Genomic DNA, 20,255 nt, shown 5'->3' with positions numbered 1-20,255 from the left:
CATGCTTCACTCGAATCAAGTCCTGCACAGTCGTCACGGGAGCCCCTTTGCCACAGTCACGCATCCATTCGCGTAGCGCCACCAAGCACATTTTCGTGAGCGGGGGTGTCGCGTCCTCCCTGGGTAAGGGGCTGACCGCCTCGAGCCTCGGTGAGTTGCTCACCGCGCGCGGCCTCCGCGTGACCATGCAGAAGCTCGACCCGTACCTCAACGTGGACCCGGGCACGATGAACCCGTTCCAGCACGGTGAGGTGTTCGTCACGGAGGACGGCGCCGAGACCGACCTCGACGTCGGACACTACGAGCGTTTCCTCGACCGCGACCTCAACGGCTTCGCGAACGTGACGACCGGCCAGGTGTACTCGGCGGTCATCGCGAAGGAACGTCGCGGCGAGTACCTGGGCGACACCGTTCAGGTGATCCCGCACATCACCGACGAGATCAAGTCCCGCATCCTCGCAATGGCCGGCCCGGACGTGCAGGGGCAGGTCCCGGACGTCGTGATCACCGAGATCGGCGGCACCGTCGGCGACATCGAGTCGCAGCCGTTCCTCGAGGCGGCCCGCCAGGTCCGCCACGACGTGGGCCGGGAGAACGTCTTCTTCCTGCACGTGTCGCTGGTGCCGTACCTGGGCCCGTCCGGCGAGCTCAAGACCAAGCCGACGCAGCATTCGGTGGCGGCGCTGCGCAACATCGGTATCCAGCCGGACGCGCTGATCCTGCGCTGCGACCGGGACGTCCCCGATGCGCTCAAGCGCAAGATCGCGCTCATGTGCGACGTCGACGTCGACGCCTGCATCTCCACGCCGGACGCCCGGTCGATCTACGACATCCCGAAGGTGCTGCACAGCGAGGGCCTCGACGCGTACGTGGTGCGTCAGCTGGGTCTGCCGTTCCGGGACGTCGACTGGACCGTGTGGGGCGACCTGCTCGACCGGGTCCACAATCCGCGGGAGACCGTCAAGGTGGCTCTCGTCGGCAAGTACGTCGACCTGCCGGACGCGTACCTGTCGGTGACCGAGGCGCTGCGCGCGGGTGGTTTCGCGCACTACGCGAAGGTCGAGATCGCGTGGGTACCGTCCGACGAGTGCGAGACCGAGGAGGGGGCCCGGGCCGCGATCGGCGACGCCGACGCGATCATGATCCCCGGCGGGTTCGGTATCCGGGGCATCGAGGGCAAGCTCGGTGCGATCCGCTACGCCCGCATCCACAAGATTCCGATGCTCGGCCTGTGCCTGGGCCTGCAGGCCGTGGTCATCGAGGCGGCCCGCTCGGTCGGTCTGAAGGACGCGAACTCGGAGGAGTTCGATCCGGACACCAAGCATCCGGTGATCTCGACGATGGCCGATCAGGAACAGATCGTCGCCGGCGAGGCCGATCTCGGTGGCACGATGCGCCTCGGTGCGTACCCGGCGGTGCTGGCGGAGGGCTCGCTGGTCGCGAAGGCCTACGGCAGCGAGAACGTCTCCGAGCGTCACCGTCACCGCTACGAGGTCAACAACGCCTACCGGGACCGGATCGCCAAGAGCGGTCTCGTCTTCTCGGGCACGTCGCCCGACGGGCACCTCGTCGAGTTCGTCGAACTGCCTGCCGACAAGCATCCGTTCTTCGTGGCGACGCAGGCGCATCCGGAGCTGAAGAGCCGTCCGACGCGCCCGCACCCGCTGTTCGCAGCGTTCATCGGTGCGGCCCTGGACTACAAGGCCGGTGCCGCGGCACCGGTCGCCGACAGCGCTGCCGAGCCCACGGCGGCGTCCGAGGCGGCCACCGCGGACAGCGTCGGCTGACGCGATGATCCGGCCGGGTGAACACGAGTTCGACACCGTCTCCTCACGAGAGGTGTACAGCGGTGCGATCGTCGCGCTCCGCGTGGATCGGGTGGCGATGCCCGGTGGACGCGAAGCAGATCGCGAGATCGTCGAGCACGACGGCGCGGTCGCTGTCGTGGTCCTCGACGACGCCGACCGGCTCGTGCTCGTCCGGCAGTACCGGCATCCGCTCGGCCGGCGGCTCTGGGAGTTGCCGGCCGGGCTGCTGGACGTGCCCGGCGAGGATCCGGTCGACGCGGCCCGCCGGGAACTCGAGGAGGAGACGGGACTGGCCGCCGACCACTGGTCGGTGCTCGTCGACGTCGCACTCTCGCCCGGGTTCACCGACGAATCGGTGCGGGTGTTCGTGGCGACCGGGGTGCGGGAGATCGGCCGTCCCGACGCCCACGACGAGGAGGCCGACCTCGAGATCGCCCGGTTCCCGCTCGACGAGGCCGTGGCCATGACGCTGCGCGGCGAGATCGTCAACGCCACCGCGGTGGCCGGCATTCTGGCGCTCGCCGCGTCCCGGTCCCGGGGCGACGCGCTGCGCCCGGCGGATGCCGGATGGGTGGACCGGCCCACCGCGTTCTCGCGGCGCACCCGGGAGCCGTCGGACAGCGCACCGGCATGACCGCTGCCGGCGGGACGCTGGGGCGTCAGATCGCGACGTACCTGGATCATCTCGCCGTCGAACGCGGTGCCGCCCGCAACACGATCGGCTCGTACCGTCGCGACCTCGACCGGTACGTCCGTTTCCTGGGCGACCGGGGCATCGGCGACCTCGGTGCGGTGAGCGAGGCGGACGTCGGAGAGTTCGTCGTCGCCCTGCGCCGCGGGGACCCGGACAACGGAGTGACCCCGCTGGCCGCGAGTTCCGCGGCGCGGGCCCTGATCGCGGTGCGCGGTCTGCACCGGTTCGCGGCCGCCGAGGGCATGACCCCCGGGGACGTGGCCCGCGCGGTGAAACCGCCGACCCCGGGCCGCCGGCTCCCGAAGTCGCTGCCGCTCGACGACGTCCTGGCCATCCTCGACACCGCGGGCGGTGACGGGGCGTCGGACAACCCCCGCACGCTGCGGGACCGGGCGCTGCTCGAACTGCTGTACTCGACGGGCGCCCGGATCTCCGAGGCCGTCGGCCTCGATCTCGACGATCTCGACACCGAGTCCCGGTCGGTGCTGCTGCGCGGCAAGGGCGGCAAGGATCGGATCGTGCCGGTCGGCCGCCCCGCGATCGCCGCGATCGACACGTACCTGGTGCGGGGGCGTCCGGCGCTGGTGGCGCGCGGCACCCCCGCCCTGTTCCTCAACGCGCGTGGCGGACGGCTGTCCCGGCAGAGCGCGTGGCAGGTGCTGCACGACGCCGCCGAGAAGGCCGGGATCACGGTCGCGGTGTCGCCGCACACCCTGCGGCACTCGTTCGCCACGCACCTGCTCGACGGCGGCGCCGATGTGCGCGTCGTCCAGGAACTGCTGGGGCACGCGTCGGTGACGACGACGCAGATCTACACCCTGGTCACGGTGGGCGCGTTGCGGGAGGTGTGGGCGCAGGCGCATCCGCGGGCCACATGAGGGCGGTGGTGCCGGTGCGTCGTGTCCACCGTTCCAGATCACGAAGCGGTAGCGTGACGGTATCGGCTGGATCGACAGAACGGGATCGACAGGACAGGGGACATCGACACCGTGGTGACGCAGTTGCAGCAGGCAGTAGTGGGCGAGAGCGAGACGCGACACGGACCGACGGGCCGTCCGCTGCGGGACGTGCCGGAGCCCGGCCCCGCCGACCGCCGCGGCCCGGCCCGGATCATTGCGATGTGCAACCAGAAGGGCGGCGTCGGCAAGACGACGTCGACGATCAATCTCGGTGCGTCCCTCGCCGAGTACGGGCGCCGGGTGCTGCTCGTGGACCTCGACCCGCAGGGTGCCCTGTCCGCGGGACTCGGTGTCGCACACCATGATCTGGAGTTGACGGTCCACAACCTGCTCGTGGAGCGCCGCTCGGTCGACGACGTCCTCATGCGTACCCGCATCGACGGTCTGGACCTGCTGCCCAGCAACATCGACCTGTCGGCCGCGGAGATCCAGCTGGTCACAGAGGTCGGCCGGGAACAGACCCTCGGACGCGTCCTGCATCCGGTCCTCGACCGCTACGACTACGTGCTGGTGGACTGCCAGCCGTCGCTCGGGCTGCTCACCGTCAACGCACTGGCCTGCGCGGACAGTGTCATCATCCCGATGGAATGCGAATACTTCTCGCTGCGCGGCCTGGCACTGCTCAACGACACGGTCGACAAGGTCCGCGACCGGCTCAACCCCCGGCTCACTCTCGAAGGGATCGTCGTCACGATGTTCGACGCCCGCACCCTGCACGCCCGCGAGGTGATGTCGCGTGTGGTGGAGGTGTTCGGCGACCTCGTGTACGACACCGTCATCAACCGCACCGTCCGGTTCCCCGAGACCAGTGTCGCGGGTGAGCCGATCACGACGTGGGCTCCGAAGTCCGGTGGGGCGCAGGCGTATCGGGCCCTGGCCCGTGAAGTCATCCACCGCTGCGCCCGGTGAGCACCGACACCGCCGACACCGAGACCGGGTTCCGGGTCCGGCTGCACAATTTCGAGGGACCGTTCGACCTGCTGCTGACGTTGATCAGCCGGCACCAGCTCGACGTCACCGAGGTCGCGCTGCACGAGGTGACCGACGAGTTCATCGAGTACACACGCCGGCTCGGCAGCGCCCTGGGACTCGACGCGACCACCGAGTTCCTGGTGGTCGCGGCGACCCTCCTCGACCTCAAGGCGGCCCGGCTGCTGCCGGCCGGGGAGATCGACGACGCCGAGGATCTGGCCCTGCTCGAGGCGCGGGACCTGCTGTTCGCGCGGCTCCTGCAGTACCGGGCGTACAAGCAGGCGGCGGAACTGTTCGGTGAGCTCGAGGCGAGTGCCCTGCGCCGCTACCCGCGGGCCGCGGCCGTCGAGGACCGCTACGCCGACCTGCTGCCGGAGGTGCTCCTCGGTGTCGACCCGCGTCAGTTCGCGGAGATCGCGGCCACCGCGTTCCGGCCGCGCCCCACCCCGGAGGTGGGTCTCGGGCACCTGCACGTGCCGGCGGTGTCGGTGCCCGAACAGGCCGCCCTCGTCCTCGAGATGTTGCGGGCCCGCGGCCCCGGCGTGTGGACACCGTTCGCCGACCTGATCGCCGACTGCGACACCACCGTCGTGGTCGTGGCACGATTCCTGGCACTGCTCGAGCTGTACCGGCAGCAGTCGGTGCTGTTCGAGCAGCCCGAACCTCTCGGGGCTCTGGCGGTCAGCTGGACGGGGGAGACCACGGACGCCCCCGTGACCGAGGAGGACCACCTGTGAGCGACATCGACATGAGTGCTTTCGAGGACGAATTCACCGGCGAGCCGGACCGGCTGACGGACGAACGCCTGGCCGCGGCCCTCGAATCGATGCTGCTGGTGGTGGACGAACCCGCGACGGCCGCGATTCTCGCCGACGCGGCCGGTGAGCCCGCCGAACGGGTCGAGACGATGCTGCACACCCTGTCGGCGCGGTACACCGAGGACGGCAGCGGCATCGACCTGCGCTGCAGCGGCGACGGCTGGCGGCTGTACACCCGCACCGAATACGCGCCGTACGTCGAACGGCTGCTGCAGGGCGGCGCCCGGACCAAACTCACCCGCGCGGCCCTGGAAACCCTCGCGGTGATCGCCTACCGGCAGCCGCTGACCCGGGCCCGGATCGGTGCGGTGCGCGGCGTCAACGTCGACGGCGTCGTGCGGACGCTGCTCGCGCGCGGCCTGATCGTCGAGGCCGGGCCGGACCCGGAGACCCACGCGACCACGTACGCCACCACCGAACTGTTCCTCGAACGCCTCGGATTGTCGTCACTGCACGATCTGCCGCCGCTCGCGCCGCTGCTGCCGGACGTCGATGTGATCGACGACATCGCCGGAATTATCGAAGCCGACCCGAGGTTTGCGAGAATGGACACGACTGCGTCGTCCTCGGAACCGGCAACCACGGATTCCGGGTTCGACACCGAACACTGACAGGGATCGACAAGTGAACAAGCCCGCTCGCCGTGATGGCACACCGGACCGTAAGAAGAAGCAGCCGACCCGAGGCGGCTCGAAGGCAGGAGCTGCCGACAAGCCGACACAGGGCGCCAAGCGCCCCCACCGCGGCGCCGCCGCGAAGCCCGCGCTGAACAAGCGCGGCAAGCCGAAGGCCACCAAGCCGCAACGCGCCACCTCGGCGCAGACCGCCCCCACCATCAGCAACGCCAAGCCGGCGAAGCACCAGTACACCGAAGCCGACCGCGACCTCGCACCGATGAAGGGTGACGGCGTCCGGCTGCAGAAGGTGCTCGCGCAGGCCGGAGTCGCGTCCCGCCGCGCCGCCGAGGAACTCATCGACCAGGGCCGCGTCGAGGTCGACGGCCGCATCGTCCGCGAGCAGGGACTGCGTGTCGACCCGGAGAACGCGGTCGTCCGTGTCGACGGCATCCGCGTCGTCGTCAAGAAGGACCTCGTCCATCTCGCACTGAACAAGCCGCGCGGCTGGCAGTCCACGATGTCCGACGACCTCGGCCGCCCCTGCATCGGTGACATCGTCTCCGAACGCATCTCCGCCGGCCAGCGCCTGTTCCACGTCGGTCGTCTCGACGCCGACACCGAGGGCCTGATCCTGCTCACCAACGACGGGGACCTCGCGCACCGGTTGATGCACCCGTCGTTCGAGGTGCCCAAGACGTATCTGGCGACCGTGCAGGGCGTCGTCGACCGCGGCCTCGGCAAGACCCTCAAGGCCGGTGTCGAACTCGACGACGGCCCCGCCAAGGTCGACTCGTTCGCGCTCCTCGACGTCAACGGCGGCAAGTCGCTCGTGAAGCTGGTGCTGCACGAGGGCCGCAAGCACATCGTGCGACGCATCCTCGACGCCGTCGGCCATCCGGTGGTCCGGCTGGTCCGCACCGACATCGGTGTCGTCGCGCTCGGTGACGGTCGTCCCGGCACGCTGCGCGCCCTGGGCCGGCACGAGGTCGGCGGCCTGTACGGGGCGGTCGGCCTGTGACCGCAGCGAACGGCGCCCCGCTCGTCGTCGCGATCGACGGACCGTCCGGCACCGGCAAGTCCAGCGTGTCCCGGCGGGTCGCCACCGAACTCGGCGCCCGCTACCTCGACACCGGTGCGATGTACCGGATCGCGACCCTGCACGTGCTGCGCCGCGGCACCGACCTCGGGGATCCGGCGGCGATCGCGGCCGCGACCGAGTCGCTGCCGTTGACCATCGGCACCGACCCGCTCGTCGACGGCGTGCAGCTCGCCGGTGAGGACGTCACCGCCGAGATCCGCGGCGCCGCCGTGACCGGCGCGGTCTCCGCGGTCTCCGCGGTCCCCGAGGTGCGCACGTTCCTGGTGGACCTGCAGCGACGGATCACGGCGGACGCCGGACGGATCGTCGTCGAGGGCCGTGACATCGGTACCGTCGTCCTCCCCGACGCGGACGCCAAGATCTTCCTCACCGCGTCCGCGGAGGCGCGGGCGCAGCGGCGCAACACCCAGAACGTCGCCGAGGGCCGCGGGGACGACTACGCGGCCGTCCTCGCCGACGTGCAGCGCCGCGACCATCTCGACTCCACCCGCGCGGTCTCCCCGTTGCGGCCCGCCGACGATTCGGTGACGGTGGACACGAGTGACCTGGGTATCGACGACGTGATCGGCAGAGTGCTGCTGGTGATCGGTGAACGAACTGGAGCAGTGCAGTGACCGACGAATACGCAGGTGATTTCTCCGGCGCCGAGTACGCCGGGGACGGAATCTGGAACGAGGAGTCCGACTGGGACCTCGCCGATTTCATCGGCGGTGAGGACGGCGAGGAGTTCCTCGCGGTTCCCACCGTCGCGGTGGTCGGCCGGCCGAACGTCGGCAAGTCGACGCTCGTCAACCGCATCATCGGCCGCCGCGAAGCGGTCGTCGAGGACTTCCCGGGTGTCACCCGGGACCGGGTCTCGTACGACGCGTCGTGGGCCGGACGCCGGTTCATGGTGCAGGACACCGGCGGGTGGGAGCCCGACGCCAAGGGGCTCCAGCAGTCCGTGGCGCGGCAGGCCGAGCAGGCGATGAACACGGCCGACGCGATCCTGCTGGTCGTCGACGCCGTCGTCGGCGCCACCGCGACCGACGAGGCTGCGGTACGGGTCCTGCGCCGCTCCAAGACCCCCGTCATCCTCGTCGCCAACAAGGTCGACGACACCCGCACCGAGGCCGAGGCCGCCGCACTGTGGTCGCTCGGGCTGGGGGAGCCGTACATGGTGTCCGCCACCCACGGCCGCGGCACCGGTGACCTGCTCGACGAGCTGCTGCGGGTCCTGCCGGAGACCCCGCGCGAGGGCACCGCGAGCGGCGGGCCGCGTCGTGTCGCGCTGGTCGGCAAGCCGAACGTCGGCAAGTCGAGCCTGCTCAACAAGTTGTCCGGGGACGAGCGGTCCGTCGTACACGATGTCGCCGGCACCACCGTCGACCCGGTCGACTCGCTCGTCGAACTCGGCGGCAAGGTATGGAAGTTCGTCGACACCGCCGGCCTGCGCAAGAAGGTCAGCCACGCCAGCGGCCACGAGTTCTATGCGTCGCTGCGCACCAAGTCGGCGATCGAGGCCGCGGAGGTCGCGATCCTGCTGATCGACGCGTCCAAACCGATCACCGAACAGGACCTGCGGGTGCTGTCGATGGTCGCGGACACCGGACGCGCCCTCGTGCTGGCGTTCAACAAGTGGGACCTCGTCGACGAGGACCGCCGCTACATGCTCGAGAAGGAGATCGACCGCGAGCTGGTGCGGGTGCCGTGGGCGCAGCGCGTCAACATCTCCGCGCACACCGGTCGCGCCGTGCAGAAGCTGGTGCCGGCGATCGAAACCGCGCTCGACTCGTGGGACAAGCGCATCTCCACCGGCCGGCTCAACAACTGGCTCAAGGAGGTCGTCGCCGCGACCCCGCCGCCGATGCGTGGCGGCCGCCTGCCGCGCATCATGTTCGCCACCCAGGCCGGCACCCGCCCGCCGACGTTCGTGCTGTTCACCACCGGCTTCCTCGAGGCCGGCTACCGCCGCTTCCTCGAGCGTCGGTTGCGTGAGGAGTTCGGCTTCGACGGCAGCCCCGTCCGCATCTCGGTGCGGGTGCGCGAGAAGCGGGACCGCAGGAACAAGTGACATCGGCATCCGTCGCACGGGTTCCCACGCTGTCGCAGACCGCATCCCTCGGGGATGCGGTCTGCGACCGGCACGGGATCCGTGCGACGGTTTCGCCCGAATAGTGCGCTCTGACCAGCCGATTCGCTTTCCCGCGCGATGCTGTTGTAATCTTCTGAGGCGCCCGAACGAGGGCGTGGACGGGCTGTGGCGCAGCTTGGTAGCGCACTTGACTGGGGGTCAAGTGGTCGCAGGTTCAAATCCTGTCAGCCCGACCGAAAATCCCAGGTGAAGCACTGCTTCACCTGGGATTTTTTCGTTTCCCCGGGTTGCTCGGGGGCGGCGCCCGGATCGGCGTCCGTCGGGTCGGTGGACGTGGTTGCTGGACGGGCGCGGACGGGTCGGGAAGGCTGGGAACCGGAAAGAGAACTTCTGCCCTGTCGGTTCCGACCGGAGTGTTGTCATGTTTCCCGCGTATCTCGCCGTCACCGCCCTGACCGTCCTCGCGAACGGTTACGCAGCCACCGTCGACTTCCTGCAGACCGACCGGGCCGTCGCGAACGCGGTCAGGGTGGGGGCGTCGCGTTCGTGGTTGCTGCCGTTGGGTACGGCGAAGGCCGCCGGCGCCGTCGGCCTGCTCGTCGGCATCGCGGTGCCGGTGATCGGCGTCGCCGCCGCGATCGGGCTCGTACTGTTCTTCGTCTGCGCGATCGGAGCGCACGTGCGTGCCCACTGGTATTCGACGATCCCGTTCCCCGCCGCCTATCTGGTGCTGGCCGTCGGTGCGCTCGTACTGCGACTCGCGACGATGTGACCGTCCTGCTGCCTGCCGACCGGAATCGGGTAGTCGAACAGGTAGTCGTCCCCTCCCCGTGTAACACCGGGCACGGCAGGCTGGACATAGCAATCGACGACAGCGATTCGGCGAGGCAGGAAGCGAGAGGACGATCCGAGATGTTGCGGCGGGGACGGAAGGCGATGATCGCGCTCGACAGCGGTGACTGGTGTCTGGCGCGGGTGGTCGGTAAACGCAGCAACGAGTCCGGTGTCCGGGTGCAGTTCGTGGCGCACCGGGTGGGGGAGCGGTACCCCACGTATGCCATCGTCGAATGTAACGGTGGTGACGGTTTCGCGCTGTAGGCCCGGGATGAGACAGCTGTCTGTCTCATTGAGTGGGAGAGTGTGACATCCGGTCATGGGTGCTCAATAGCGTTCGGGTGTGACGACCATTCAGCCTCAGACTTTCTCTCATTTGCTCTCCCCCGGCACCATCGGCCCGATCACCCTCGATAATCGGGTCGTCCTGCCCGCCATGGACATGAACCTGTGCGAGGACGGGGAGATCCACCAGGGCGACATCGACCATTTCGTGGCGCGTGCCGCCGGCGGCACCGGTCTCATCATCACCGGTTGCTGCGCGGTCGCCTACCCGACCGGGTCGACGAGCCTCAAGGAGCCGGGCCTGTCGGAGGACCGGTTCATCCCGGGTATCAAGGCGCTCGCCGACGCCGTCCACGACGCCGGCAGCAAGCTGTGCGTGCAGATGACGCACCACGGCCGGGTGGCGCGCATCGACACCCTCGAGGGACGCGCGATGCTGGTGCCGTCGCAGCCGAAGCCGCCGAGCGACATGAGCGCCATGATCGACTGCACCCCTGAGGAACTCGGGAAGATGGCGGCCATCCAGGGCGGGAAGAAGGCGTCCTACCACGAGGCGACGCACGAGGACCTCGCGTGGCTCGTGCGGATGTTCGCGGAGGCCGCCGAACGTGTCCGCAAGGCCGGTGTCGACGCCGTCGAGATCCACTGCGCCCACAACTACGTGCTCGGCGGCTTCCTGAGCCGCTACTCGAACCAGCGCACCGACGAGTACGGTGGCTCGCTCGAGAACCGGGCCCGCCTCGCGTGCGAGGTCGTCAGTGCCGTCAAGGAAGCCGTCCGTGGTGAACTCGCCGTCATCGTGCGCCTGGCCGGCCAGGAATACGGTGAGACGAACGGTATGACCGCCGACGAGGCGGCCGCCGCCGCGGTCCTGCTCGAGAAGGCCGGCGCCGACGCCATCCACGTCACCGGCACCGCACTCAACGCGTTCGCCAACTTCACCGACGGCCCGCTGCCGAACACCGTCGGCTACTACACCGACAATGCGGCCGTCATCAAGCGCGCCGTCGGGATCCCCGTCATCACCGTCGGCCGCATGCTCCCCGAGGTCGGCGAGACGATGATCGCGCAGGGCCACACCGACTTCGTCGCGATGGGCCGTCAGTTGCTGGCCGACCCCGAGCTCGCGAACAAGCTGAAGGCCGGGCACCCGGAACGGGTTCGCCCGTGCATCAACTGCTACGTGTGCGTGCAGGAGAACTTCTGGGACGACACCCCGCTGTGCGCCGTCAACCCGACCCTCGGCAACGAGACGCTGCTGCCGTTCCCGGCGATCAAGTCCCGCAAGCACGTCGTCGTCGTCGGTTCGGGCCCCGGTGGACTCGAGTCCGCGCGCATCGCCGCCGAACGCGGCCACCGGGTGACGATCCTGGAGAAGACCGACCGTCTCGGCGGAACCCTGTGGTTCTCGTCGCTGACCACCCCGGACAACGGGCGGCTCCTGGCGTGGCTCACGAACGAGGTGACCCGCCTCGGCGTCGACATCCGCCTGAACACCACCGCCACCCCGACCGCCGTCGCCGCACTCGGCGCCGACACGGTCGTCGTCGCGACCGGTGCGGTCCGGGAACGCCCCAGCGTCCCCGGCGGCAACCTGCCGCACGTGCACACCGGTGACACCATGCGCGCACTGATGACCGGATCGGGCGACGTGTCCGACCAGTCGCCGCTGCTGCGAGTCATGGGCCGGGCCGCCGGACTTCTCGGAATCACCAAGAGCCCCGACAAGATCCGCGACCTGAGCCGCAGGTTCCTCAAGTTCCTGCCGATGACCCGCAACGTCGTCGTCGTCGGCGGCTCCCTCGTCGGCCTGGAGCTGGCCGAGTTCCTCGCCGAACGCGGCAGCCGCGTCACCCTCATCGAGGAGGGCACGCAGCTCGGTGTCCCGATGGCCATGCCGCGCCGCTGGACCGCCGTCAAGCACGCCCGCGAGGTCGGGGTGAACATCCACCGCAACGCGACCCTCGAACGGATCACCCGCAAGACCGTCGAGTTCAAGGCCGGCGGCGAGACGCTGTCCGTGCCGGCGTCGATGGTCGTCGTCGCGACGGGCGTCTCCGCGGCCGCACCGCTCGCCGACGCGCTCACCGCATCCGGTATCGACGTCCGCGTCGTCGGTGACGCCGGCTCCGTCGACTACATCGAAGGCGCCGTGCACTCCGCGTGGAAGGCGGCCGCCGACATCTGAGCCGGTCGCGGTCGCCTCGGTCAGCTGTCGTGCTCGACCGAGGCGATCGCGTCCCGCCACGTCGGATAGGTGCCGGTCGGCTCGCCCTCGGCGGTGCCGTCGGCGACCCGCCACACCCCCCACCGGCCGGTATCGTCACCGGCCGTGATGCGGCGCACCGTCCACTGCGGCGGCCGGTGCGGCTCCAGATCGGGCAGACCGAGGATGCGCCGCATCTCCGCGTAGCCGATGGGTTCCGGCGGCTCGGGCTCGGAGAAGTCCGGAAGCCCCAGCAGCCGACGCATGTCGTCGTATCCGATGGAGGTGGGGACGTCGGCGCTCATCGTGTCGCACCCGTGAACTCGGGGCAGTACGCGGACGTGGCCGCGCCGAGCACGTTGTCGATCTCGGCGGCCGTGTAGCTGCCCTCGTCGAGGTACTCGGTGACGAGCTCCGGTGCACCCTGCCCGCGATAGAGGGCGTTGCACATCGACAGGCCGACCCGGATCTGATCGCTCTCGGGCTTCTCGAGGAGCGTGAACTCGGTGATGTTCGACAGGAACAACAGGTCCTCGGTGTTCAGATCATCCGCGTCCCGATCGTCGGCGCCCAGGCCTCCACCGGGGCGTGCGGGCTCCGCAGCAGCTTCCACGGCAGCAGGATCCGGCACGGACCCGGACTGCGTCGAGGCCGCGGCGTCCGCGGCGCGGGCGGGCCTCGGGGCGGCCGGTACCGTCGTCGACGGTTCGAGCGTCGAGCGGGCGATCACCACCGGCTCGCCGTCGGTGGGGGTACTACTGCATCCGGCGACTGCCAGGAGCGTGAGGGAGAGCACGGCGGTCAGGCCGAACCGGGTGGAGCGGGTCACGGAGGAAATCTTGCCGTACCGGCGGCGCATCGGCGATGCCGGGGCGCCGCGTCGCAGATGGGGCATGATCGGGTGCACGACGATCCGGCCGGCACAGGCTGCGACGGGAAGCCGGTAGGAGGCTGCAGTGGGAGATGGGACGACGAACACGATCCGGCCCACCCGTGGCGACATCGCGTCCGCGCTGGACCGGTTCGACGCGCGGACCGTCCCGCTCGCGGGCCGGCGTGCGGCCGCCGTCGTGATCGCCGTGATGCGCGGCGACGACGGCACACCGGTCTTCCCACTGACGATGCGCCCCACCACGATGCGGGCCCACGCCGGCCAGTTCGCGCTCCCCGGTGGACGCCTCGACGACGGCGAGACCGCCGTCGACGCGGCACTGCGGGAACTGGACGAGGAACTCGGTGTCACGGTCGGGCCGGACGGCGTGCTCGGCCGGCTCGACGACTACGTCACCCGCTCCGGCTACGTGATGTCGCCGTTCGTGGTGTGGGCGGACGCGCACATCGGTGACGTCGTCCCGAATCCGGCCGAGGTGGCACATGTGTTCGCGGTGCAGCTCGGGGAACTCGACGTGCCCACCGAGTACGTGCCCCTGCCCGGTACCGGGGAACGGCTGGCGTGCTGGCCTTTCCGGGGCGACCACATCCACGCGCCCACCGGGGCCGTCGTCCACCAGTTCTGCGAGGTGGTCCTGCACGGACGCGCCACCCGGGTGGCCGGCCTGGGCGAGCCCAGGTTCGCGTGGCGGTGACCCGGCCGCACACGGGTCTGTGACAAGCTGACCACCGGCGATACGGCCGGTTTTTCGGGTACCGAGAGGAATGCGGGTGGACGCGGTGGGACAGGAGCGGCCGGATACCACCGAGGACGTGGAACCGACCGATCGCATCGTGACGATCCCGAATCTGCTCAGCCTGGTCCGGCTCGCCGGCGTCCCGGTGTTCCTGTACCTGTTGCTCGGTCCGCAGGCCGACGGCTGGGCGCTCGCGATCCTGATGCTCAGCGGTTTCACCGACTGGGCCGACGGCAAACTCGCCCGCCTCCTGAACCAGATGTCGCGGCTCGGCGCGCTGCTCGACCCGTTCGTCGACCGGCTGTACGTGATCACGACGCTGATCGCGTTCGTGGCGCGCGACATCATCCCGTGGTGGGTCGCCGCGATCCTGATCGGCCGGGACCTGCTCCTCGCGCTGACGTTGCCGATCTACCGGCGCCGCGGCCTGCCGCCCCCGGAAGTCGTGTACCTCGGGAAGGCCGCGACGTTCGCGCTCATGTTCGCGCTGCCGCTGCTCCTCGCGGCACAGATGGATCAGGCCTGGTCGGCACTTGCCCATGCGACCGGCTACGCGCTGCTGGTGTGGGGAACGGCGCTGTACGTGTGGACCGCCGGCATCTACATCGGAAAGGCGGCGATCGTCGCCCGCACGGTGCGGCCGGTCGAGGGCCGGGGCGGGCCGTGATCGGTTCGTCGCGGCAGGTCCGCCGGAACCCGGTGCCGTCGCTGCTGAAGTCGCTCATGACCGATCACCTCGACCCCGGCTATGCGGCCGCCGCCGAGGACCGCGCCCGGGAGCACGGGAAGCCGACCCGGCTCGGTGCCGGGGCCTGGCTCGCGGCCGGGGCGATCCTCGTCGGTGTCGTGCTCGGGACGGCGTACGCGCAGGCGTCGTCGTCCGCGTCCGACGTGGACCGCACCCGCACCGAGATGCTGAGCAAGGTGCGTGCCGCGGAGACGGCCGGCCACACGCTCGCCACCGGCCGCGACGAACTGGCGATCCGGGTCGAGGCCCTGCGGGCCCGGGTCCTCGCCGGTGACGCGGAGGGCGCCCGGGTCCTCGACCGACTGCACACCGCCGAGGCGGGTGCGGCCGCCGAACCGGTCACCGGGCCGGGACTCGTCGTCACGCTCACCGACCCACCGGCCCGCCCCGACCTGACCGACTCGTCGCAGCGCGGCCCCGGAACGGCCCGCACCGGCGTCCTCGACCGCGACCTGCAGTCCGTCGTCAACGCACTGTGGTCGTCCGGCGCCGAGGCCGTCGCGGTCGGCGGTGTGCGGATCGGCCCCGGAGTGACCATCCGGCAGGCGGGCGGCGCGATGCTCGTCGACAATCAACCGGTGCCGTCGCCCTACCGGGTGGAGGCGATCGGGTCGCCGCAGGCCCTGGAGACCGGTTTCGTGGTGAGCGACGCCTACCTGCGGATGGCTGCCGTGCGCGACCTCTACGGTGTGGGTTTCGGCGTCGCCGGTGCCGACGACCTGCAGCTGCCCGCTGCCACGGGACGAGACACGCAGTACGCACAGGAAACGGGGGGATCGTGACGACGGAAACGCCGGGGTCGGAAACGCCGGGGTCGGAAACGCCGGGGTCGACCGGGACGACGGGGGAGGGGACACCACGCAGGAGCGGCAACGCGCTCTACGGGGTGCTCGCGCTCGCGGCGGGCATCGCCGCGGGCATCGTGTTCAGCCCGCAGGTGCCCGACGCCGTGCAGCCGTACCTGCCGATCGCCGTCGTCGCCGCACTCGACGCCGTCTTCGGTGGGCTGCGCGCCTACCTCGACGAGATCTTCGACGCCAAGGTGTTCGTCGTCTCGTTCGTGTTCAACGTCCTCGTCGCGGCCCTGCTGGTGTGGCTCGGTGATCAGCTCGGTGTCGGCACCCAGCTCTCGACCGCGATCATCGTCGTCCTCGGTATCCGCATCTTCGGCAATGCCGCCGCACTCCGGCGCCGACTGTTCGGGGCGTGACGGGCATGGGTGAGGGGGAGGGCCGGCACGAGATGCCGGAACCCCGGACACCGCGGACGCCCCGTACCGGCAGCCGGTTCGGTTTCGGTCTGCTGGCGGTGCTGCTCATGGCCGCACTCGGTGTCGGTATCGCCACCCAGGTCAGCAGTACCGGCTCGGGCGACAATCTCGACTCGGCGCGTCCCGCCGACCTGCTCACGGTGCTCGGCAACCTGAACCAGCGCGAGGCCGCTCTGCGGCAGGAGATCACCGGCCTCGAGCAGACCCTGTCGAAACTGGAGGCCGGCGGCGGCAGCGGGGCCGCACTGGACGAGGCGAAGGCCCGGCTGTCGGCCCTGTCGATCCAGGTGGGAACCGTCGCGGCGACCGGCCCCGGGGTCGTCCTCACCGTCCGTGATCCGGGCCGCGCGGTGGGATCGGACGTCCTGCTGGATCTGATGCAGGAGCTGCGGGCCGCGGGCGCCGAGGCCATCGAGATCGGTGGCACGGGCGGTGACGCAGCCGTCCGGATCGGTGTCGACTCGTGGGTGACCGGCACCTCCGGCGACATCACGGTCGACGGCCGGGCCGTCGCGGCCCCGTACCGGATCGTCGCCATCGGCGACCCCCCGACGCTCGCGGCCGCCCTCAACATCCCCGGCGGCGTCGTCGACACCGTCGCCCGCTCGGGTGGTCAACTGCAGATCGAACAATCCGCGCAGGTCACGGTCTCCGCCTTGCGGGACGTCGCACCGCGTCAATACTCTCGACCCGCAAACTGATCTTCTTCGGTCCCGTTCGTCGGACCGTCTCCGAAAGGAAGCCACCGTGAGTGAGCTCGCAACCCCCGCCGATCTGCGTTACACGGCAGAACACGAATGGGTGCGTCGGACCGGTCCGACGACCGTGCGGGTGGGCATCACCGATTTCGCTCAGTCGCAGCTCGGCGACGTCGTGTTCGTGCAGCTGCCGGCCGAGGGTGAGGCCGTGACCGCAGGTGAGTCGTTCGGCGAGGTGGAATCCACCAAGAGCGTGTCCGACATCTTCGCGCCGCTCACGGCGAAAGTTGTTGCGGCGAACACGGATCTGGACGGCAGCCCCGAACTGGTCAACAGTGCCCCGTACGACGCCGGATGGCTCGTCGACCTCGAAACGGAGTCCGAGGCGGCGCTGGACGAGGCCCTCGCGGCGACGTTGGACGCGGAAGGATACCGCGCGGTCTCCGGAAGCTGACTTCCGGAGTCCCTCGCGGGATTTCGCGGGTCACCGCACGGCCTGTCCACCTACACGCGCCGTCCCTCTCAGGGTACGGTCGAGGGGAACGCAATGCCGTGTCGGTGCACTGACCCGCATCGGAATGTGATCATGGCCGAGATCCGTCTGGGCCGAGTTGTATCGCGTGCAGTTGTGTCGCGTGCGCGGGACGCGTTCGACAGTGCCGCAAGGCATGTCGGACCAGCGTCCCGCGCACCCGGACTGAGGAGGAGAAACGGTGACCGAGAACGGCAACGATGCGGTTTACGGAGAGACGCCGGCCGAGACCACGTCGGTTTTCCGTGCGGACTTCCTGGGTGAGATGGACAGTGCGGCGGCGCAGACCGCCGACGCCCCCGTCTCCGGGGTCGAGGGTCTGCCCGCAGGCTCTGCGCTGCTCGTCGTGAAGCGGGGCCCGAACGCCGGTTCGCGGTTCCTGCTGGACCAGCCGACGACGTCGGCGGGTCGGCACCCCGACAGTGACATCTTCCTGGACGACGTCACCGTCAGCCGTCGGCATGCGGAGTTCCGGCAGGACGACGACGAGTTCCAGGTGGTCGACGTGGGCAGCCTCAACGGCACCTACGTCAACCGTGAGCCCGTCGACTCGGCGGTCCTCGCGAACGGTGACGAGGTCCAGATCGGCAAGTTCCGACTGGTGTTCCTCACCGGGCCCCGGACCGGGGGCTCGCAGATCGGCGAATCCGCGGCAGGTGCGGGCAACCAATGACCGCTGTTCGGCAGGAGGCCGCCGCGGGCATGTCCATCGGGACGGTCCTCGATCGGCTTCGTCCGGACTTCCCGGACGTGACGATCTCCAAGATCCGGTTCCTCGAGGCCGAGGGGCTGATCAGCCCGGAACGGACACCGTCCGGGTACCGGCGGTTCTCGATCGCCGACGTCGAACGGTTGCGGTACGTGCTGACCGCGCAGCGGGACCAGTATCTGCCGTTGAAGGTGATCAAGGAACAGCTCGAGGCGATCGACAAGGGTGTGGCGACGGTGGGCGCCGTGGATTCGGTTCCGCGGCGCCCCCGCCCGCTCGCCGTCGCGCCGGGTGAGGTGTCGCCCGAGGAGTTCCGGTCCGACCGCGAGGTGCGGATCAGCCGGGACGACCTGATCGCCCGTTCGGGGATCGACGAGAAATTCCTGTCGGAGCTGCTGCGCAGCGGACTCGTCGTGCCCGGCCCGGCCGGTTTCTTCGACGAGGACGCCGTCACGCTGGCCCGGACCGCACGGGCGATGTCGGAGTTCGGTCTCGAGGTGCGGCATCTGCGGGCGTTCAAGCTCGCCGCCGACCGCGAGGCCGGTCTCGTCGCGCAGATCGCCGGACCCGTCGCGAAGGGGCGGGACGCGGGTGCTCGGGATCGGGCGGAGGAAATGGTGCGGGAGTTGGCGGCGCTGTCGCTGACACTGCACACGTGCCTGGTCAAGGCGGCCGTCCGGGAGGCACTCGATCGCTGACGACTCGGATGTCAGCGAATAGAATCGGGGAGTAGACCACCGGCTCGAGTTGGAGGACGCGATGAGTGAGATGCGTGTGATCGGTATCCGTGTCGAACAACCGCAGAACCAGCCGGTGCTGCTGCTGCGGGAGAGCGACGGCGAACGGTACCTGCCGATCTGGATCGGGCAGACCGAGGCCACTGCGATCGCGCTCGAGCAGCAGGGTGTCGAACCCGCGCGGCCGCTCACGCACGACCTCGTCAAGGACTTGCTGGAGGCCTTCGAGCACACGCTGCTCGAGGTGCGGATCGTCGACCTGCAGGCCGGCACGTTCTATGCGGACCTGGTGTTCGAGGGTGATGTCCGGGTCTCGGCCCGGCCGTCGGATGCGGTGGCGATCGCGTTGCGGGTGGAGGTGCCGATCTTCGTCGAGGAGAACGTGCTCGCCGAGGCGGGACTGGTGATGCCCGACGAACGTGAGGACGAGGTCGAGAAGTTCAAGGAATTCCTCGAGTCGGTGTCGCCGGACGACTTCAAGGCCACCGACGGTTGATCCGGTGAACGGTCGTGTCCGCGCGGCGGCCGGTGGGATCGTCATGGTGGACGATTGACCGATAGTTGAATATTGGTCGGTGTGTCGCATTGACCCGGCCAGGCGGGGGTTCTAGCGTCTGACCGCGAACGTCCGTCACGCTGTGAGTCCACGGCGTACGCTGAGTGCATCCACCGATCGGGTTCACTCGTAGTCCGAGTGCGCGAGAGGGAGTAGTCCGTGGGAGATCGTCCGCAGGAACACCGGCCGAACGTCGCTCAGAACAGCGGTATGGACAACAGCCGCGTGGCCGAGGACGTGCAGCCGGGACTGTTCCCCGACGACACCGTGCCCGACGACCTCGTCGGCTACCGGGTGCCCACCGCCTGCCAGATCGCCGGCATCACCTACCGCCAGCTCGACTACTGGGCGCGCACCAACCTCGTCGTCCCCTCGATCCGTGGGGCCGCCGGATCGGGCAGCCAGCGGCTGTACTCGTTCAAGGACATCCTGGTCCTCAAGATCGTCAAACGCCTACTCGACACCGGTATCTCGCTGCAGAACATCCGGGTGGCCGTCGACCATCTGCGCAGCCGCGGCGTCGCCGATCTGGCACGGATCACCCTGTTCTCCGACGGCGTCACCGTCTACGAGTGCACGTCGGCCGAGGAGGTCGTCGACCTGCTGCAGGGCGGGCAGGGCGTGTTCGGGATCGCCGTCAGCGGTGCGATGCGCGAACTCACCGGCACCATCGCGAATTTCCCGGCCGAACGCGCCGACGGCGGCGACCTCACCGAGCGGCCGGAGGACGAACTCGCGTCCCGCCGCCGCAACCGAGGCGACCGCAAGACCGGTTGATAGACTGTCCCGGCGTCGACGTCGCGCGGGAGAGTTCCGTGTGGGCACCTGTTGCCTGCACGGACGCCGAAGGAGCAACACCTCCCCGTCAATCTCTCAGGCACCCGGGACCGTGCGGGCTACGACGCCTCTGGAAAGCGGTGGGAGCACCCACCCGCCCACGGGGAAAGGCGCAAGCCGAATCTCTCAGGCGCTCGGGACTTCTCCGAGCAGGCGACAGAGGGGGAGGACCGT

At 69.7% G+C, this 20,255-nt stretch carries 24 protein-coding genes, 1 tRNA gene and 1 riboswitch; of the genes, 23 read left to right on the top strand and 2 right to left on the bottom strand.

Going from position 1 to position 20,255, the window contains the following annotated elements; all coding sequences use genetic code 11:
- The first annotated feature begins 47 nt into the window (after positions 1–47).
- The 13 genes from pyrG to Q5696_RS11485 all read left to right on the top strand — a co-directional run bounded on the left by pyrG (position 48) and on the right by Q5696_RS11485 (position 12,348).
- Complete coding sequence (pyrG, locus tag Q5696_RS11545; RefSeq protein ID WP_305091504.1) at positions 48–1,787, top strand: CTP synthase; 1,740 nt, start codon at positions 48–50, stop codon at positions 1,785–1,787.
- A 4-nt stretch (positions 1,788–1,791) separates the two neighbouring features.
- Positions 1,792–2,442, top strand: a complete 651-nt coding sequence (locus Q5696_RS11540) for an NUDIX domain-containing protein (protein ID WP_305091503.1) — start codon at positions 1,792–1,794, stop codon at positions 2,440–2,442.
- Complete coding sequence (gene xerD / locus Q5696_RS11535; RefSeq protein WP_305095250.1) at positions 2,439–3,380, top strand: site-specific tyrosine recombinase XerD; 942 nt, start codon at positions 2,439–2,441, stop codon at positions 3,378–3,380. Before Q5696_RS11540 ends, xerD begins: the two co-directional genes overlap by 4 nt.
- A gap of 102 nt (positions 3,381–3,482) precedes the next feature.
- The gene (locus tag Q5696_RS11530; RefSeq protein WP_305095249.1) at positions 3,483–4,370 is read left to right on the top strand and encodes a ParA family protein; all 888 of its coding nucleotides are present in this window, start codon (positions 3,483–3,485) and stop codon (positions 4,368–4,370) included.
- Positions 4,358–5,170 carry a segregation and condensation protein A gene (locus Q5696_RS11525; protein ID WP_370654920.1) on the top strand — a complete coding sequence of 271 codons (813 nt, stop codon included), beginning with the start codon at positions 4,358–4,360 and terminating at the stop codon, positions 5,168–5,170. The genes Q5696_RS11530 and Q5696_RS11525 overlap by 13 nt, the downstream gene beginning before the upstream one ends.
- 11 nt (positions 5,171–5,181) lie before the next feature.
- Complete coding sequence (scpB, locus tag Q5696_RS11520; RefSeq protein ID WP_305095248.1) at positions 5,182–5,862, top strand: SMC-Scp complex subunit ScpB; 681 nt, start codon at positions 5,182–5,184, stop codon at positions 5,860–5,862.
- Between the two features lie 13 nt (positions 5,863–5,875).
- Positions 5,876–6,886, top strand: a complete 1,011-nt coding sequence (locus tag Q5696_RS11515; RefSeq protein WP_305091501.1) for a pseudouridine synthase — start codon at positions 5,876–5,878, stop codon at positions 6,884–6,886.
- Entirely contained in the window at positions 6,883–7,581 is a 699-nt protein-coding gene (cmk, locus tag Q5696_RS11510) for a (d)CMP kinase (protein WP_305091500.1), read from the top strand. Before Q5696_RS11515 ends, cmk begins: the two co-directional genes overlap by 4 nt.
- Positions 7,578–9,020: a ribosome biogenesis GTPase Der gene (gene der, locus Q5696_RS11505; RefSeq protein WP_305091499.1), complete on the top strand. Its 1,443-nt coding sequence runs from the start codon at positions 7,578–7,580 to the stop codon at positions 9,018–9,020. The genes cmk and der overlap by 4 nt, the downstream gene beginning before the upstream one ends.
- A gap of 180 nt (positions 9,021–9,200) precedes the next feature.
- Positions 9,201–9,274: transfer RNA gene (locus Q5696_RS11500), tRNA-Pro, on the top strand.
- Positions 9,275–9,462: 188 nt separating this feature from the next.
- A complete protein-coding gene (locus tag Q5696_RS11495) occupies positions 9,463–9,813 on the top strand; it encodes a DoxX family protein (protein WP_305091498.1) in 351 nt (116 codons plus the stop codon).
- 164 nt (positions 9,814–9,977) lie between these two features.
- On the top strand, positions 9,978–10,139 hold the full coding sequence (locus Q5696_RS11490; protein ID WP_305091497.1) for an enoyl-CoA hydratase: 162 nt from the start codon (positions 9,978–9,980) through the stop codon (positions 10,137–10,139).
- Positions 10,140–10,218: 79 nt separating this feature from the next.
- The gene (locus Q5696_RS11485) at positions 10,219–12,348 is read left to right on the top strand and encodes an oxidoreductase (protein WP_305091496.1); all 2,130 of its coding nucleotides are present in this window, start codon (positions 10,219–10,221) and stop codon (positions 12,346–12,348) included.
- 20 nt (positions 12,349–12,368) lie between these two features.
- Here the strand turns inward: Q5696_RS11485 and Q5696_RS11480 are convergent, their stop codons facing one another.
- Both Q5696_RS11480 and Q5696_RS11475 read right to left on the bottom strand, forming a co-directional pair.
- Positions 12,369–12,671: a hypothetical protein gene (locus Q5696_RS11480; RefSeq protein ID WP_305091495.1), complete on the bottom strand. Its 303-nt coding sequence runs from the start codon at positions 12,669–12,671 to the stop codon at positions 12,369–12,371.
- Positions 12,668–13,261, bottom strand: coding sequence for a DUF732 domain-containing protein (locus tag Q5696_RS11475; protein ID WP_305091494.1), 594 nt, complete (start codon positions 13,259–13,261; stop codon positions 12,668–12,670). The genes Q5696_RS11480 and Q5696_RS11475 overlap by 4 nt, the downstream gene beginning before the upstream one ends.
- 61 nt (positions 13,262–13,322) lie before the next feature.
- Here Q5696_RS11475 and Q5696_RS11470 point away from each other — a divergent pair, with 61 nt between their 5' ends.
- From Q5696_RS11470 to Q5696_RS11425, 10 genes are all read left to right on the top strand, one after another.
- The gene (locus Q5696_RS11470) at positions 13,323–13,952 is read left to right on the top strand and encodes an NUDIX hydrolase (RefSeq protein ID WP_305091493.1); all 630 of its coding nucleotides are present in this window, start codon (positions 13,323–13,325) and stop codon (positions 13,950–13,952) included.
- Between the two features lie 70 nt (positions 13,953–14,022).
- A complete protein-coding gene (gene clsA / locus Q5696_RS11465) occupies positions 14,023–14,661 on the top strand; it encodes a cardiolipin synthase ClsA (RefSeq protein WP_305091492.1) in 639 nt (212 codons plus the stop codon).
- Positions 14,662–14,717: 56 nt separating this feature from the next.
- Complete coding sequence (locus Q5696_RS11460; RefSeq protein ID WP_305095247.1) at positions 14,718–15,524, top strand: DUF881 domain-containing protein; 807 nt, start codon at positions 14,718–14,720, stop codon at positions 15,522–15,524.
- A gap of 104 nt (positions 15,525–15,628) precedes the next feature.
- Positions 15,629–15,952: a small basic family protein gene (locus Q5696_RS11455; RefSeq protein ID WP_305095246.1), complete on the top strand. Its 324-nt coding sequence runs from the start codon at positions 15,629–15,631 to the stop codon at positions 15,950–15,952.
- 5 nt (positions 15,953–15,957) lie between these two features.
- Positions 15,958–16,713, top strand: a complete 756-nt coding sequence (locus Q5696_RS11450; RefSeq protein WP_370654919.1) for a DUF881 domain-containing protein — start codon at positions 15,958–15,960, stop codon at positions 16,711–16,713.
- Positions 16,714–16,759: 46 nt separating this feature from the next.
- Positions 16,760–17,164 carry a glycine cleavage system protein GcvH gene (gcvH, locus tag Q5696_RS11445; protein ID WP_305091491.1) on the top strand — a complete coding sequence of 135 codons (405 nt, stop codon included), beginning with the start codon at positions 16,760–16,762 and terminating at the stop codon, positions 17,162–17,164.
- 259 nt (positions 17,165–17,423) lie between these two features.
- Entirely contained in the window at positions 17,424–17,915 is a 492-nt protein-coding gene (odhI, locus tag Q5696_RS11440; protein WP_305091490.1) for an oxoglutarate dehydrogenase inhibitor Odhl, read from the top strand.
- Positions 17,912–18,649 carry a transcriptional regulator FtsR gene (gene ftsR, locus Q5696_RS11435; protein ID WP_305091489.1) on the top strand — a complete coding sequence of 246 codons (738 nt, stop codon included), beginning with the start codon at positions 17,912–17,914 and terminating at the stop codon, positions 18,647–18,649. Before odhI ends, ftsR begins: the two co-directional genes overlap by 4 nt.
- Positions 18,650–18,710: 61 nt before the next feature.
- A complete protein-coding gene (locus Q5696_RS11430; RefSeq protein ID WP_305091488.1) occupies positions 18,711–19,184 on the top strand; it encodes a bifunctional nuclease family protein in 474 nt (157 codons plus the stop codon).
- 219 nt (positions 19,185–19,403) lie between these two features.
- Positions 19,404–20,021 carry a MerR family transcriptional regulator gene (locus tag Q5696_RS11425; protein WP_370654772.1) on the top strand — a complete coding sequence of 206 codons (618 nt, stop codon included), beginning with the start codon at positions 19,404–19,406 and terminating at the stop codon, positions 20,019–20,021.
- A 16-nt stretch (positions 20,022–20,037) separates the two neighbouring features.
- Positions 20,038–20,144: riboswitch (glycine riboswitch) on the top strand.
- Positions 20,145–20,255: the final 111 nt, after the last annotated feature.

It is taken from the genome of Prescottella sp. R16, from assembly GCF_030656875.1.
In the GTDB taxonomy this organism is placed as follows: domain Bacteria; phylum Actinomycetota; class Actinomycetes; order Mycobacteriales; family Mycobacteriaceae; genus Prescottella.
Note: the sequence above shows the minus strand (reverse complement) of the source record. Positions and strands in the feature narration are given on the sequence as shown.

Coding starts and splice junctions, on each gene's coding strand:
- Q5696_RS11540 (WP_305091503.1), top strand. CDS start 1,792: ATGATCCGGCCGGGTGAACACGAGTTCGACACCGTCTCCTCACGAGAG.
- xerD (WP_305095250.1), top strand. CDS start 2,439: ATGACCGCTGCCGGCGGGACGCTGGGGCGTCAGATCGCGACGTACCTG.
- scpB (WP_305095248.1), top strand. CDS start 5,182: ATGAGTGCTTTCGAGGACGAATTCACCGGCGAGCCGGACCGGCTGACG.
- Q5696_RS11495 (WP_305091498.1), top strand. CDS start 9,463: ATGTTTCCCGCGTATCTCGCCGTCACCGCCCTGACCGTCCTCGCGAAC.
- Q5696_RS11490 (WP_305091497.1), top strand. CDS start 9,978: ATGATCGCGCTCGACAGCGGTGACTGGTGTCTGGCGCGGGTGGTCGGT.
- Q5696_RS11480 (WP_305091495.1), bottom strand. CDS start 12,671: ATGAGCGCCGACGTCCCCACCTCCATCGGATACGACGACATGCGTCGG.
- Q5696_RS11475 (WP_305091494.1), bottom strand. CDS start 13,261: ATGCCCCATCTGCGACGCGGCGCCCCGGCATCGCCGATGCGCCGCCGG.
- clsA (WP_305091492.1), top strand. CDS start 14,023: ATGCGGGTGGACGCGGTGGGACAGGAGCGGCCGGATACCACCGAGGAC.
- Q5696_RS11460 (WP_305095247.1), top strand. CDS start 14,718: ATGACCGATCACCTCGACCCCGGCTATGCGGCCGCCGCCGAGGACCGC.
- Q5696_RS11450 (WP_370654919.1), top strand. CDS start 15,958: ATGGGTGAGGGGGAGGGCCGGCACGAGATGCCGGAACCCCGGACACCG.
- ftsR (WP_305091489.1), top strand. CDS start 17,912: ATGACCGCTGTTCGGCAGGAGGCCGCCGCGGGCATGTCCATCGGGACG.
- Q5696_RS11430 (WP_305091488.1), top strand. CDS start 18,711: ATGAGTGAGATGCGTGTGATCGGTATCCGTGTCGAACAACCGCAGAAC.